Below are 13,077 nucleotides of genomic sequence, written 5' to 3'. Positions count from 1 at the left end.
CTCCTCATTCCACACTGTACCATCGCACCAGGCGGGGGGCGGCCCAATCGGTCGCGACGGATTCGATCAGCCAGCGTCCGGCATATTCAGCGGCGAAGGCGATGCGTTGGGTTTGGCCGGGTTCGATGGCCAGCGTATCCAGCCAGAACGGCTTCCAGCCGTCATCGAGCCGGTCGAGCAGCCGGAAATGATGGCCGTGGAGATGGAATACCGTTGGGGTGGCGCCGCGGTTGTTCAGGGCCAGCACAACGGTGCGTCCCGCTTTGGTACGGACCGCGGGCGCGGCGGTCGCCGCGAAGCTCGCCGGCGGCACCCAGTCGCCTTGCGGCCCGCCGAGGGCCAATTCGGCCCGGGTTGCGCCTTTGAGGTCGAGGCGCGCCGGCAGGCCATTGGAAGGTAGCGGTGGCGCCGGGGAAAGCGGGGCGGCGCGGACCGGCGGGTCACCCGAGACGATCAGCCTGCCGATGGGGCGGGCCTCCTTGCCGTCGTGGACCAGAATCGTTGCGGTGGTCCCGGCGGGCGCCGTCACATCGATAAAGCCATCGACGCGGCCGCCGGGGGGCAGCACCAGCGCGCCGTTGCGGGCCTGGAACGGCTCGGAGGGCTGGCCGTCGATAGCCATGACGCGGACGTCGATATTCTCGATTTTGGCCGCGATAACAGACCGCTGGCAGCCATTAATGAAGCGAATCCTGATCCGTTCATTGGTTCGCACTGTAATATCGAGCGAAAGCCGGCCGTTGGCCGTCAAAACCGTTGCGGCGTCCTTGGGGTCTAACCCGGGTGCGATCGCTGACCCGTCCGGGCGCAGCCGCCAGTCTTCGACCAGAAACACCTCGTCGCGATCGACGGCGACAGTCTCGCTTTCCCGGACCACCAATGCGCGAGCCCGCGATGGCCGTGCCTGGCCGTCGCCGAGAAGGGTCAGGTCACACAGCAGCGTTCCGGCATGTCGCAGCGGCAGTTGCAGGGTTTCCTTCACCCCGGCCGCGAGCGGCGCGCGGGCCGTCAGCGATTCGACGCTCGCGGCCCCGTCGAGCCCCCGCCAATTGAGGGCAACGGGCTGCGGCAGCTCATTGGCGAGCGTGACTTCAACGGTATCGCCGCGCTTGAATCTCATTTCCGAACCGGCGAGTGACCAAACCGGCGTCTCCGGCGCCCCTGGCCGAAGCGCAACGGCATCGGCTTTGGCTTGCAGCGCCAGCGCGGCGCGGCCTTGAGCAGAGCCAATAGCGGGCCATATCGGGAGCAGGGCGGCAGCCCCCAGTCCGGCCATCAGCTCGCGTCGGTGCAGCAGGGATTTGGGGCTTGTCATGAGACCGATGCGGACCATTTTCTGGAGGCCCTGTCCAGCTGTGACGCCTTGCCTCGGGCGAGTGGCAAGAATGGCCATTTTTTTGCTGCGGACCGGTGGGCGCATGTTATAAGCCCGCCGCTCGCGGCATCGCGGCCGGACTGGATGCTTTTTACGCGGGCGTGGCGGAACTGGTAGACGCGCTGGATTTAGGTTCCAGTGACGAAAGTTGTGGGGGTTCGAGTCCCTCCGCCCGCACCAAGCGCTCTATTCAAGCGTTTGCATGACGAATACTGGAGGGCCTGGTTTCCCGGTTGGGGAGTTGGGTCAGCCGAACCACCGGCGCAGGCTTTAAGGGCCCTGCGTCGACCCAATTGACAATGTCGGGGCCACGCGCCCTGCCGAAACGGAAGAAGATTGACGCCATGCAGGTCACCGAAACCCTCGTCGAGGGATTGAAGCACGAGTTCAAGATCAGCGTTCCCGCATCGGATCTCGATGCCAAGGCCGGTGCCAAGCTGATCGACCTCAAGGACAAGGTGAAGCTCAACGGCTTCCGTCCCGGCAAGGTGCCGGTGAGCCACCTGAAGAAGGTCTATGGCCGCTCTGTCATGGCCGAGACCATCGACCAGACGATCCGCGACACCAACACGCAGATCTTTACCGATCGCGGCTTCCGCCTTGCGACCGAACCGAAGATCACGATGCCGACCGAGGAAAAAGAGGTCGAGGAACTCCTCTCCGGTAAGAGCGATCTCACCTACACGGTGGCGATCGAGGTGGTGCCGACGATCCAGCTCGCCGACTTCAAGAGCTTTACCGTCGAGAAGCCGGTCGTCGACGTGTCCGACAGCGATGTCGACGATGCCATCAAGCGCATCGCCGACCAGAGCCGCCCCTATAACGCCAAGAGCGAAGGCGCGAAGGCCGAGAACGGCGATCGCGTCACCATCAACTTCACCGGCCGCATCGACGGTACGCCGTTCGAGGGTGGTACCGGCGAGGGCATCCAGGTCGTGATTGGCACCGGCCAGTTCATTCCGGGTTTTGAAGAGCAGTTGATCGGCATCGGCGCGGGCGAGACCCGCACGCTGAAGGTTTCTTTCCCCAAGAACTACGCCAGCGAAAAGCTCGCCGGCCAGCCGGCCGAGTTCGAGACCACCGCCACCGCCATCGAGGCTCCGGGCGAAACCGTTGTCGACGACGAATTTGCAAAAACGCTCGGTCTCGAATCGCTCGACAAGCTGAAGGAAGCCGCGCGCGAGCGCCTGGTCTCTGAATTTGCCGGTGCGACGCGCCAGCGCGTCAAGCGCGCGCTGCTCGACCGTCTCGACGAGAGCCACAAGTTCGAAGCGCCGCCGTCGCTGATCGCCGAAGAGTTCAATCTGATGTGGAACTCGATCAAGGCCGAGATGGAGTCCAGCGGCAAGACCTTCGCCGACGAGAACACCACCGAGGACGCCGCCAAGGAAGAATACCAGAAGATCGCCGACCGCCGGGTTCGTCTCGGCCTCGTGCTGTCGGAGATCGGCGAGAAGAACAAGATCACCGTCACCGACGACGAAGTCAGCCGGGCCGTGATCGAGCGGGCGCGACAGATGCCGGGCCGCGAGAAGGAAGTCTGGGACTACTATCGCAACAACGCCAATGCGCTGGCCCAGCTTCGTGCGCCGATTTATGAAGACAAGGTGGTCGATTTCATCCTCGAACTCGCCAACGTGACCGAAAAGAAGGTTTCGCGTGAAGACCTGTTCAAGGACGAGGACGCTGAGAAAACTGCCGCTTAATCCTGGCACCTGATGTTAATGATGAACGGCGAAAGCGGCGGGGCTCCGGCATCCGTCGCTATGAGTTCGCCTGCGAATCAGTTTGAATTTGTCTAACTCAGCGCGCCATTGCCCGGCCTTGTGGCCGGGAAATTGGCTCATATCTGTGAGTTGTCTTTGAAGTTCTGCATCACGGGACGTTCCTCCACCCCTGGCAAATCAGCTTGCTTGCCGATGGATGTTCGCCCCTGCCAACCTTTGGGTGACTAATGCGCGATCCCGTTGAAACCTACATGAACCTTGTGCCGATGGTCGTCGAACAGACCAACCGCGGTGAACGCGCCTACGACATTTTCTCACGCCTGCTGAAGGAACGCATCATCTTCCTGACCGGTCCGGTCGAAGACGGCATGTCGACGCTGATCGTCGCTCAGCTGCTGTTCCTGGAAGCCGAGAATCCGAAAAAGGAAATCTCGATGTACATCAACTCGCCGGGAGGCGTGGTGACATCGGGCCTGGCGATCTACGACACCATGCAGTTCATCCGCCCGCCGGTGACGACGTTGTGCACCGGGCAGGCGGCGTCGATGGGCTCGCTGTTGCTGGCGGCCGGCCACAAGGACATGCGTTTCTCGCTGCCGAATTCGCGCATCATGGTGCATCAACCCTCCGGCGGCTTCCAGGGCCAGGCCACCGACATCATGCTGCATGCGCAGGAGATCCTGAATCTCAAGAAGCGGCTCAACGAAATCTACGTGAAGCACACCGGCCAGACCTACAAGGCGATCGAGGAAGCGCTGGAGCGCGACAAGTTCCTGACCGCCGATATGGCCAGGGACTTCGGTATTGTCGACAAGGTGATGGATAAGCGTCCGGAAGAGCCGGCGATGACCAAGACCCCGTAAGGTAACGGGTGGAGGTACCCACGCGTTGACCTTGACAGGTGGGCCCAATCGGCAAATTACGCTCTAAGCGGGTGCTTATGCCCGAACATTGGCAGAAAGTTCCGCTTTCGTGCTGGTTTGGCAGCGTGGTAATCGCGCAACGCTTTGGTGATTTCGGCAACTTCTCCCCGTGCGAAGGCCGAAAATCACGGTATTGTCACGGTGTCCGCTCCGTGCCCGGTTAGCGAATTCTTGATAGTCGGGTGTCAGCATGGTTGGCTGTGAGGATCGGGTAGGATCTCGGGGATTCGAGTAAACCGTGATTCGAACGGCGCGTATTGAGTTAAGGTCTTTTTTGGTACGGAATTTGCTCTATCTACTTTCAGGTCCGGCTTGGTACCGGAATGGGTCGATCGAGTGACGGGATCGAACGGCGGACGGAGAATAGAATGAGTAAGGTCGGCACGAGCGACTCCAAGAACACGCTGTATTGCTCGTTCTGTGGCAAGAGCCAGCATGAGGTCCGCAAACTGATCGCGGGACCCACCGTATTCATCTGCGACGAATGCGTTGAGCTCTGCATGGACATCATCCGTGAGGAGAACAAGTCCTCGCTGGTGAAGTCGCGCGACGGCATTCCGACGCCGAAGGAAATCTGCAAGGTGCTGGACGACTACGTGATCGGCCAGAGCCACGCTAAGAAGGTGCTCTCGGTCGCCGTCCACAATCACTACAAGCGGCTCAATCACCAGACCAAGCACAACGACGTCGAACTGGCGAAGTCGAACATCCTGCTGATCGGTCCGACCGGTTCGGGCAAGACGCTGCTGGCCCAGACGCTGGCGCGGATTCTCGACGTGCCGTTCACCATGGCGGATGCGACCACGCTGACCGAGGCCGGCTATGTCGGTGAGGACGTCGAGAACATCATCCTGAAGCTGCTGCAGTCGGCCGACTACAATGTCGAGCGCGCGCAGCGCGGCATCGTCTATATCGACGAAATCGACAAGATCAGCCGCAAGTCCGACAATCCGTCGATCACCCGCGATGTCTCGGGCGAGGGCGTGCAGCAGGCGCTGTTGAAGATCATGGAAGGCACCGTTGCCTCCGTGCCTCCGCAGGGCGGCCGCAAGCATCCGCAGCAGGAATTCCTGCAGGTCGACACCACGAACATCCTGTTCATCTGCGGCGGCGCCTTCTCAGGTCTCGAGAAGATCATCTCCGCACGCGGCCGTTCGACCTCGATCGGTTTCGCAGCGCAGGTTCTGGCGCCGGAAGACCGCCGCACCGGCGAAATCTTCCGCCATGTCGAGCCGGAAGATCTCTTGAAGTACGGCCTGATCCCGGAATTCGTCGGCCGCTTGCCGGTCGTCGCGACGCTGGAAGATCTGGATGAGGCTTCGCTGAAGAAGATCCTGACCGATCCGAAGAACGCGCTGGTCAAGCAGTACCAGCGGCTGTTCGAAATGGAGAATATCGAACTCACCTTCGCCGACGAGGCGCTAGGCGCGGTCGCCCGCAAGGCGATCGAGCGCAAGACCGGTGCGCGTGGCTTGCGTTCGATCCTCGAAAGCATCCTGCTCGAAACCATGTTCGATCTTCCGGGTCTGGAAGGCGTCGAAGAGGTGGTGATCTCGCGCGAAGTGGTCGAGGGAACTGCCCGTCCGCTCTACATCTACGCGGACCGTTCCGACCGCGCGGTCGAGAGCAGCGCCAGCGCCTGATAGGCCCTGGTCCGGAAGGATTTCTGTCCCAAACAGGACGGCTGCCGGGACATTCCGGCGGCCATAGCGGCGTAGTTGTTGCGCAGCAATCCTTCGCGTTTAGCCCCATTTGACGGGCATTTTTCGTGACTTGACACCCCCGTACCCGATAGCCACCTAATGCTGTCGGTGGCGCAGCTCATGCTTGAGATTCGTCGCCACACGATCCGGAAAAACAGGCTGCGAAGGTGGCTTGCAGCTCCGGAACCTCCCGGCACCTTGTGGCGGTTGCGCACAAAGAGCGGACTGCGTGCAAGGGGGCACAACAAAAGGAATTAGGCCATGACTTCAGCCAAACCCCGGCCATCTATCGTGCACGGCGAAACCCACTCTTATCCGGTGCTGCCGCTCCGCGACATCGTCGTATTCCCGCACATGATCGTGCCTCTGTTCGTCGGCCGCGAGAAGTCGATCCGCGCGCTCGAAGAGGTGATGAAGAACGATGCGCTGATCCTGCTCGCGACGCAGAAGAACGCGTCCGACGATGATCCGAGCCCGGACTCGATCTACGAAGTCGGCACGCTCGCCAGCGTCCTGCAGCTGCTCAAATTGCCCGACGGCACGGTAAAGGTGCTGGTCGAGGGCTTGGAGCGCGCGCGCGTCCAGAAATATTCCGACCGCAGCGAATATTACGAAGCAACCGCCGTTGCGCTCGCCGATACCGATGCGACCTCCGTCGAGGCCGAGGCGCTCGCGCGTTCGGTGGTGTCCGACTTCGAAAGCTATGTGAAGCTGAACAAGAAGATCTCCGCCGAAGTCGTCGGCGTGGTGCAGGCGATCACTGATTTCGCCAAGCTGAGCGATCAGGTCGCCCAGCATCTCGCCGTCAAGATCGCCGATCGCCAGGGCATCCTGGAGACGTTGTCCGTCACGCAGCGCCTGGAGAAGGTGCTGGGCCTGATGGAGAGCGAGATCTCGGTGCTGCAGGTCGAGAAGCGCATCCGCTCGCGCGTCAAGCGCCAGATGGAGAAGACCCAGCGCGAATATTACCTGAACGAGCAGATGAAGGCGATCCAGAAGGAACTCGGCGACGACGAAGGTCGCGACGAGCTCGCCGATCTGGAAGAGAAGATTGCCAAGACCAAGCTCTCCAAGGAAGCGCGGGAGAAGGCGCAGCACGAGCTGAAGAAGCTGCGCCAGATGTCGCCGATGTCCGCGGAAGCCACCGTCGTGCGCAACTATCTCGACTGGCTGTTGTCTATTCCGTGGAACAAGAAGTCCAAGGTCAAGAAGGACCTGGTGGCCGCGCAGGAGGTCCTGGACAGCGACCATTACGGGCTTGAGAAGGTCAAGGACCGGATCGTCGAGTATCTCGCCGTGCAGTCGCGCGCCAACAAGCTGACCGGACCGATCCTGTGTCTGGTCGGACCTCCCGGCGTCGGCAAGACCTCGCTCGGCAAGTCGATCGCGAAGGCGACCGGCCGCGAGTTCGTGCGCGTGTCGCTTGGCGGCGTGCGCGACGAGGCCGAGATCCGCGGTCATCGCCGCACCTATATCGGCTCGATGCCCGGCAAGATCATCCAGTCGATGCGAAAGGCCAAGTCCTCGAACCCGCTGTTCCTGCTCGACGAAATCGACAAGATGGGCGCCGATTTCCGCGGCGATCCGTCGTCGGCGCTGCTTGAGGTACTGGACCCCGAGCAGAACGGCACGTTCGCCGACCATTATCTGGAGGTCGATTACGATCTGTCGAACGTCATGTTCATTACGACCGCGAATACGCTGAATATTCCGGGACCGCTGATGGACCGCATGGAGATCATCCGGATCGCCGGCTATACCGAGAACGAGAAGGTCGAGATCGCGCGCAAGCATCTGATCCCGAACGCCATCGCCAAGCATGGCCTCGATTCCAAGGAATGGTCGATCGACGACGATGCGCTGCTGTTGATGATCCGCCGCTACACCCGCGAAGCGGGCGTGCGTAATTTGGAGCGTGAGCTCTCCACACTCGCCCGCAAGGCGGTGAAGGAGCTGATGATCTCCAAGAAGAAGTCGGTCAAGGTCACCGAGAAGTCCCTCGAGGAATTCCTGGGTGTGCCGAAGTACCGCTACGGCGAGATCGAGAGCGAGCCGCAGGTCGGCATCGTGACGGGCCTGGCCTGGACCGATGTCGGTGGCGAGTTGCTCACCATCGAAGGCGTCATGATGCCCGGCAAGGGCAAGATGACGGTGACGGGCAATCTGCGCGACGTGATGAAGGAGTCGATCTCGGCGGCGGCGTCCTATGTCCGCTCGCGGGCGATCAACTACGGCATCGAGCCGCCATTGTTCGACCGGCGTGACATCCACGTCCACGTTCCGGAGGGGGCAACCCCGAAGGACGGACCGTCGGCGGGTGTCGCGATGGCTACCGCTATCATCTCGGTCATGACCGGAATTCCGGTCCGGCACGATGTCGCCATGACCGGCGAGATCACGCTGCGCGGCAGGGTGCTGCCGATCGGCGGCCTCAAGGAGAAGCTGTTGGCGGCCGCACGCGGCGGCATCAAGACGGTGTTCATCCCCGAGGATAACGCCAAGGATCTCACGGAGATTTCCGATGCGATCAAGGGCGGTATGGACATCATCCCGGTCGCCCGGCTCGACGACGTCGTCGCCAAGGCGCTGGTGCGACCTCCGGTGGCGATCGTCTGGGAAGAGGACACCAAGGTGCCGGTCAAATCCGACGCTGCGGATGAAGCCGGTGGCCTGACAGCTCACTGAGCGCCCGATTTGCAAGATAATAGAACGGCGCCTTCGGGCGCCGTTTTTGTTTGCGCTGTACGGCTTGCGCCGGGGGGCAGGGCGGCGCTAAACAGGCGGCTTAAGGGCGGCTAGCTCAGCTGGTTAGAGCATCTCGTTTACACCGAGAGGGTCGGCGGTTCGAATCCGTCGCCGCCTACCAGCCTTCGCGCTTCGCGCTACGGCTGGGCAAGCCAGCCAAAGGCGCGAAACGCGAAGGCTGTCGCGCCGTAGCTCGAAGAGCGAAGGCGGACCTTCAGAAAGTTTTCCAAACATGACCATCCCGACCGGCCACGAACAAAACGCCGATCAGATCGCTTACTGGAACGGTCCGGCCGGGCAGCGCTGGGCTGACCGGCAGCAGGCGCAAGACATTCTGCTTGGACCGGTCGCCGATCTTGTGATCGATCGCGCCAAACCGAAACCGGGCGAGCGGGTCATCGATATCGGGTGCGGCAGCGGTGTCACCACGATCGGCTTTGCGCGCAAGGTTGCGCCATCAGGTCATGCGTTGGGCGTCGACATATCGGGCCCGATGCTGACGCGGGCGCGGGCGAGTGCGCCGCAGGGTTTGCCGGTTGATTTCGTTCAGGCGGACGCCACCGTCTATCCGTTCGAGCCCGCAAGTTTTGATTTGCTGGTCTCGCGGTTCGGGGTGATGTTCTTTGCCGACCCGGTGGTGTCGTTTGCGAACATGCGCAAGGCGCTGAAGCCTTCGGGGCGGCTGGCCTTCGCCTGCTGGCGCGAGCCGCGCGAAAACCCCTGGATGATCGCGCCGCTGATGGCGGTCTACAAACACGTGCCGAAATTGCCGCCGCAGGGGCCGGAAGATCCGGGCCCGTTCGCGTTCGCCTCCGAGGAGCGGGTGCACCGGATTCTCGGCGGCGCCGGCTTCACCGGCATCGCAATGGAGGCATGTCCGCTTTCGATGGATATCGCAATCGGAGGCGGGCTCGATGCGGCGGTGCAGGGCGCCCTCGAAATCGGCCCCACCCATCGGGCGCTGGACGGGCAGCCGGCCGAACTCCGCGATGCGGCGATCAACTCGCTGCGCGAAGCGCTGGCACCGCTCGCCAAGGGCGATACGGTGGTGCTTCCGGGTTCGATCTGGATCGTCACCGCGAGCGCTACCTAAATACCTCTAGCTGCGCCCCATCCTTACTTTGCATGGGGTTGTTTTCGCGTTTTTGTGTCCGGGCCCTGCCGCTCGGCCCGCTACTCGACCGGCTTGCAATATTCCGTCGAAACCGTTGCCGATTGCCGGGTCTCGCTAACGAAGCAGAAATAGAGTTTTGCGCCCTTGCGCAGAAACAGCCCGGCGCCGCCGCTCGCCGGCGCCGAGGTCCCGGCGATTGCGTAGTCCTGCGCGAGCAGGGAGCTCACGGTGACTTTCTCGGCCACGGTTTGCGCCAGGGAAGGCGCTGCGCCACACGCAAACAACCACACCAGACAAATCGAATTTCTGATCTTCACAATGTCGCCCCCGCTACGCCTAGGCTTTCTCTTCCCAGATCATCGCCAGGTGCACGATGGTCTGCACGGCTTTTTCCATGTCCTGAACGCTGACCCATTCCAGCCGCGAGTGGAAGGCGTGCTCGCCGGCAAAGATGTTGGGGCAGGGCAGTCCCATGAACGACAGCCGCGAGCCGTCGGTGCCGCCGCGGATCGATGAGCGCACCGGCGTCAGGCCGGCGCGGCGGATCGCCTCGATCGCGTAATCGACGATTTCGGGATGGCGGTCGATCACCTGCTTCATGTTGCGGTACTGGTGCTTGACCTCCATCCGGTAGGTCGAGCGCGGATAGTCCTTCATCACGTCCTTGACGATGCCCTCCAGCAGCGCCTCTTTTTCCTTCAGGCCCTCATCGGTGAAATCGCGCACGATGAAGCCGATAGTCGCTTTCTCCAGCGCACCGGAAATGCCGATCGGATGCAGGAAGCCCTGCTTGCCTTCGGTTGTCTCCGGCGAGCAGGTGTCTTTCGGCAGGCGATCGACGATGGCGGCGGCGATCTTGATCGCGTGCTCCATCTTGCCCTTGGCGAAGCCGGGATGGGTGCTGACGCCCTCGATGCTGATGGTGGCGCCATCGGCCGAAAACGTCTCGTCCTCGATATTCCCGGCGGTTTCGCCATCCATCGTGTAGGCGAAGTCGGCGCCGAGCTTTTTCAGATCGACCTTGTCGACACCGCGGCCGATCTCTTCGTCCGGCGTGAACAGGATCTTGATGGCGCCGTGCTTCACTTGCGGATTGTCGATCAGGAACTGCGCGGCATCCATGATCTCGGCAAGACCGGCCTTGTTGTCGGCGCCCAATAGCGTGGTGCCGTCTGTCGTGACGATGTCGTTGCCGATCTGGTCGGCAAGCGCCGGATGATCGGCGAATCGAATCACCTGCGTCGTATCAGCCGGCAGCACGATGTCGCCGCCACGGTAATTGCGCACGATCTGCGGCTTGACGTCCTTGCCGCTGCAATCCGGCGAGGTGTCCATGTGCGAGCAGAAGCAGATCACCGGCACCTTCTTGTCTGAATTGGCCGGGATGGTCGCGTAGACATAGCCGTGCTCGTCGAGATGGGCGTCGGAGAGGCCCATGGCCTTGAGTTCGGCCGCCAGCACGCGGCCGAGGTCTTTTTGCTTTTCGGTGGAAGGGCAGGTCGGTGACGCCGGATCCGATTGGGTATCGATCACGACATAGCGCAGGAAGCGATCGGTGACACCGTGGGTAAAGGCGAGGGGCGAAGCCAGCATGACAACCGCAACAGGATTTGAGAAACGACGGCGCTCTATAACAGAAAAGCGCCATTCCGGGCCCCCGGAACGGCGCTTGAATGTCGGATAGGAAAGCGTTGCTTAAACGGCTTCCTTGAGTTCCTTGGACGCGCGGAAGGCAACCTTCTTGCTGGCCTTGATCTGGATCGCTTCGCCGGTGGCGGGGTTGCGGCCCATGCGGGCGGCGCGCTTGCGGACCTGGAGGATGCCAAGACCGACGATGCGGATGCGCTCGCCCTTCTTCAGGTGCTTGGTGATCAGGGTGACCGTGTCGGTCAGAATCGATTCAGCCTGCTTCTTGGACAGTTCCTGGTCCTCGGCGATTGCCGCTGCCAGATGCTTCAGCGTGATCGTCGCCGGAGTCGCTGCTTTCTTCGCCATATTCGGCCCTCCCTCGGTGGTGAATGGCTTTACGGAAACTTAGGCGTATCAGGCCTTAAACGATTCGGGTGGCGGGTGCCTACGCTGTTTTGCCTGCAAATAGGCCGTTTTTTGCATCGGCATTGCAAAAAGGCCCATTTGACAAGGGGATTCGCAACGTCCTTGACTAAAACAAGGAGGCCCTTTAAGTCCTCGCTTCTGCGCGGATCAAGACGTGATTACGCATCCGCGGGAGTAGCTCAGTTGGTTAGAGCGCCGCCCTGTCACGGCGGAGGCCGCGGGTTCGAGTCCCGTCTCTCGCGCCATTTTTCAATGGCTTAAAGACACATCCCCCCATCGTCGGACTGGAACTCGGTTGCGCTCAAGCGCGGCCCGATAGTTCCAGCGTGCGGCGGAAGTGGCTGCGCAGCCAACAAAAAAGCCGCCCGAAGGCGGCCGTCTTGCCGGTGCTGAGAACGAAACCCCTTTAGCGGACCGTCGAGGTCTGCGAGCTGGTGATGACCACCGGCTTGCCTGCCTTCACGACCTGGGTCGTCTGGGCCGTCTGGGTGAATTCCGAATTGGTGCGCGCCGAGATGCCGAAAGCTGCCACCGCGATACCAGCCACGAGCGCGACAACCACGATCTTCAGGTGGGTCGAACGGTCTGCCGAGTGAATTGAGTGGTTCATGTGATGCCTCCGAGGCGTCTATGCGCCATCTGATGGCAAGAGATGTACGCCCCGTCTGTTTCGGGACGGTTTCGTGGATTCCGCGAAATGGTTTCGTCCGGTGGGTTTTCGGGGCGATTTTGCGCCATTTCGGCGTCCTTACGCCGCCTGCCTGTTGTCGCGGCGAAGGCACAGTCAGGCGACATGGCATGAAATATAAGTAATAACAATAGGATAAGAGGAGGTCGGCTCTGCTCACCCGTTTGTTTAATGTCCACGCGTCTCGACCGGGCGGCCGAGATGAACAGCAGTGCGCCGAGTCGTGACCTCGGCCGACAGAAGCGAATAGCGCGCGGCGCCTGCGCGTAGTCGTACTTCAGTTCGTCCGTTGATCATGCCGACCGCAAGCAGGCCGACGCCGCTGACCAAAGCAGGTTGGCGGCGGTCAATCAGGACGATCGCGGACATGCCCGGCGGCGGTGTGTGCGATCGCAAAAGCGGCCCGAGGCGGAAGCCGACGCCATGGTTTTGCAATCCTGCGTCAGCATGCACATCGCGAAAACCGGAGCGGCGAGCCCGGACATTCTGTTGGCTGATCGGTACACCACTTGCGCGTAGCGCGAGCAGGGTTCGCATGGATGGATTGCGCGAGGAGCACGGCGCGAAACGCTGGCCAAGGTGGTGACGGGAACGCCCTTGCTTTCCTGAGTTGTCCACGGCGTGGTAGCCCCGGTTAGACCACAAAATAGCTTGTCTTGCGCCCTCTGTTGCGCTGCGCTAAGCCTCAAGAATAATTCCAATCAGCGAATCTGCGGCTGTCCGAAACCGCAGGAAAAGGTCCCGCCG

General features: G+C 61.7%; 11 protein-coding genes and 3 tRNA genes. 8 read left to right on the top strand and 6 right to left on the bottom strand.

Annotated features, from left to right (window positions below; genetic code table 11):
* Positions 1-4: 4 nt before the first annotated feature.
* A complete protein-coding gene (locus ABIE49_RS02870) occupies positions 5-1,393 on the bottom strand; it encodes a multicopper oxidase family protein (protein WP_354066564.1) in 1,389 nt (462 codons plus the stop codon).
* Positions 1,394-1,470: 77 nt separating this feature from the next.
* On the opposite strand from ABIE49_RS02870, the gene ABIE49_RS02865 reads away from it, so the two are divergent.
* The 7 genes from ABIE49_RS02865 (at position 1,471) to ABIE49_RS02835 (ending at position 9,566) form a co-directional block, all read left to right on the top strand.
* Positions 1,471-1,555 (top strand) — tRNA-Leu (locus ABIE49_RS02865).
* 164 nt (positions 1,556-1,719) lie between these two features.
* Complete coding sequence (gene tig, locus ABIE49_RS02860) at positions 1,720-3,081, top strand: trigger factor (RefSeq protein WP_192733467.1); 1,362 nt, start codon at positions 1,720-1,722, stop codon at positions 3,079-3,081.
* Between the two features lie 248 nt (positions 3,082-3,329).
* A complete protein-coding gene (locus ABIE49_RS02855; RefSeq protein WP_192733466.1) occupies positions 3,330-3,965 on the top strand; it encodes an ATP-dependent Clp protease proteolytic subunit in 636 nt (211 codons plus the stop codon).
* 428 nt (positions 3,966-4,393) lie between these two features.
* On the top strand, positions 4,394-5,668 hold the full coding sequence (gene clpX / locus ABIE49_RS02850) for an ATP-dependent Clp protease ATP-binding subunit ClpX (protein WP_027537232.1): 1,275 nt from the start codon (positions 4,394-4,396) through the stop codon (positions 5,666-5,668).
* A 321-nt stretch (positions 5,669-5,989) separates the two neighbouring features.
* The gene (gene lon, locus ABIE49_RS02845; protein ID WP_192733465.1) at positions 5,990-8,413 is read left to right on the top strand and encodes an endopeptidase La; all 2,424 of its coding nucleotides are present in this window, start codon (positions 5,990-5,992) and stop codon (positions 8,411-8,413) included.
* Between the two features lie 104 nt (positions 8,414-8,517).
* A tRNA-Val gene (locus ABIE49_RS02840) sits at positions 8,518-8,594 on the top strand.
* A 111-nt stretch (positions 8,595-8,705) separates the two neighbouring features.
* Complete coding sequence (locus ABIE49_RS02835; RefSeq protein ID WP_192733464.1) at positions 8,706-9,566, top strand: class I SAM-dependent methyltransferase; 861 nt, start codon at positions 8,706-8,708, stop codon at positions 9,564-9,566.
* A gap of 80 nt (positions 9,567-9,646) precedes the next feature.
* Here ABIE49_RS02835 and ABIE49_RS02830 read toward each other — a convergent pair whose 3' ends face one another.
* From ABIE49_RS02830 to ABIE49_RS02820, 3 genes are all read right to left on the bottom strand, one after another.
* The gene (locus tag ABIE49_RS02830; protein WP_192733463.1) at positions 9,647-9,832 is read right to left on the bottom strand and encodes a hypothetical protein; all 186 of its coding nucleotides are present in this window, start codon (positions 9,830-9,832) and stop codon (positions 9,647-9,649) included.
* A 91-nt stretch (positions 9,833-9,923) separates the two neighbouring features.
* Positions 9,924-11,180, bottom strand: coding sequence for a peptidase T (pepT, locus tag ABIE49_RS02825; protein ID WP_192733462.1), 1,257 nt, complete (start codon positions 11,178-11,180; stop codon positions 9,924-9,926).
* A gap of 102 nt (positions 11,181-11,282) precedes the next feature.
* Positions 11,283-11,582, bottom strand: coding sequence for an HU family DNA-binding protein (locus ABIE49_RS02820; protein WP_192733461.1), 300 nt, complete (start codon positions 11,580-11,582; stop codon positions 11,283-11,285).
* Between the two features lie 228 nt (positions 11,583-11,810).
* Between ABIE49_RS02820 and ABIE49_RS02815 the strand changes: the two genes are divergently transcribed.
* A tRNA-Asp gene (locus tag ABIE49_RS02815) sits at positions 11,811-11,887 on the top strand.
* A 161-nt stretch (positions 11,888-12,048) separates the two neighbouring features.
* Here ABIE49_RS02815 and ABIE49_RS02810 read toward each other — a convergent pair.
* Complete coding sequence (locus ABIE49_RS02810) at positions 12,049-12,252, bottom strand: hypothetical protein (RefSeq protein ID WP_192733460.1); 204 nt, start codon at positions 12,250-12,252, stop codon at positions 12,049-12,051.
* A gap of 246 nt (positions 12,253-12,498) precedes the next feature.
* Positions 12,499-12,867 (bottom strand): hypothetical protein, encoded by a 369-nt coding sequence (locus tag ABIE49_RS02805; RefSeq protein ID WP_192733459.1) that lies wholly within the window; start codon positions 12,865-12,867, stop codon positions 12,499-12,501.
* Positions 12,868-13,077: the final 210 nt, after the last annotated feature.

Source organism: Bradyrhizobium sp. OAE829, from assembly GCF_040546575.1.
Classification (GTDB): Bacteria; Pseudomonadota; Alphaproteobacteria; order Rhizobiales; family Xanthobacteraceae; genus Bradyrhizobium.
Note: the sequence above shows the minus strand (reverse complement) of the source record. Positions and strands in the feature narration are given on the sequence as shown.

Bases quoted from the DNA above. Each gene is read 5' to 3' on its own strand.
- ABIE49_RS02870 (WP_354066564.1), bottom strand. From the start codon at position 1,393: ATGGCCATTCTTGCCACTCGCCCGAGGCAAGGCGTCACAGCTGGACAG.
- tig (WP_192733467.1), top strand. From the start codon at position 1,720: ATGCAGGTCACCGAAACCCTCGTCGAGGGATTGAAGCACGAGTTCAAG.
- ABIE49_RS02855 (WP_192733466.1), top strand. From the start codon at position 3,330: ATGCGCGATCCCGTTGAAACCTACATGAACCTTGTGCCGATGGTCGTC.
- clpX (WP_027537232.1), top strand. From the start codon at position 4,394: ATGAGTAAGGTCGGCACGAGCGACTCCAAGAACACGCTGTATTGCTCG.
- lon (WP_192733465.1), top strand. From the start codon at position 5,990: ATGACTTCAGCCAAACCCCGGCCATCTATCGTGCACGGCGAAACCCAC.
- ABIE49_RS02835 (WP_192733464.1), top strand. From the start codon at position 8,706: ATGACCATCCCGACCGGCCACGAACAAAACGCCGATCAGATCGCTTAC.
- pepT (WP_192733462.1), bottom strand. From the start codon at position 11,180: ATGCTGGCTTCGCCCCTCGCCTTTACCCACGGTGTCACCGATCGCTTC.
- ABIE49_RS02820 (WP_192733461.1), bottom strand. From the start codon at position 11,582: ATGGCGAAGAAAGCAGCGACTCCGGCGACGATCACGCTGAAGCATCTG.
- ABIE49_RS02810 (WP_192733460.1), bottom strand. From the start codon at position 12,252: ATGAACCACTCAATTCACTCGGCAGACCGTTCGACCCACCTGAAGATC.
- ABIE49_RS02805 (WP_192733459.1), bottom strand. From the start codon at position 12,867: ATGCGAACCCTGCTCGCGCTACGCGCAAGTGGTGTACCGATCAGCCAA.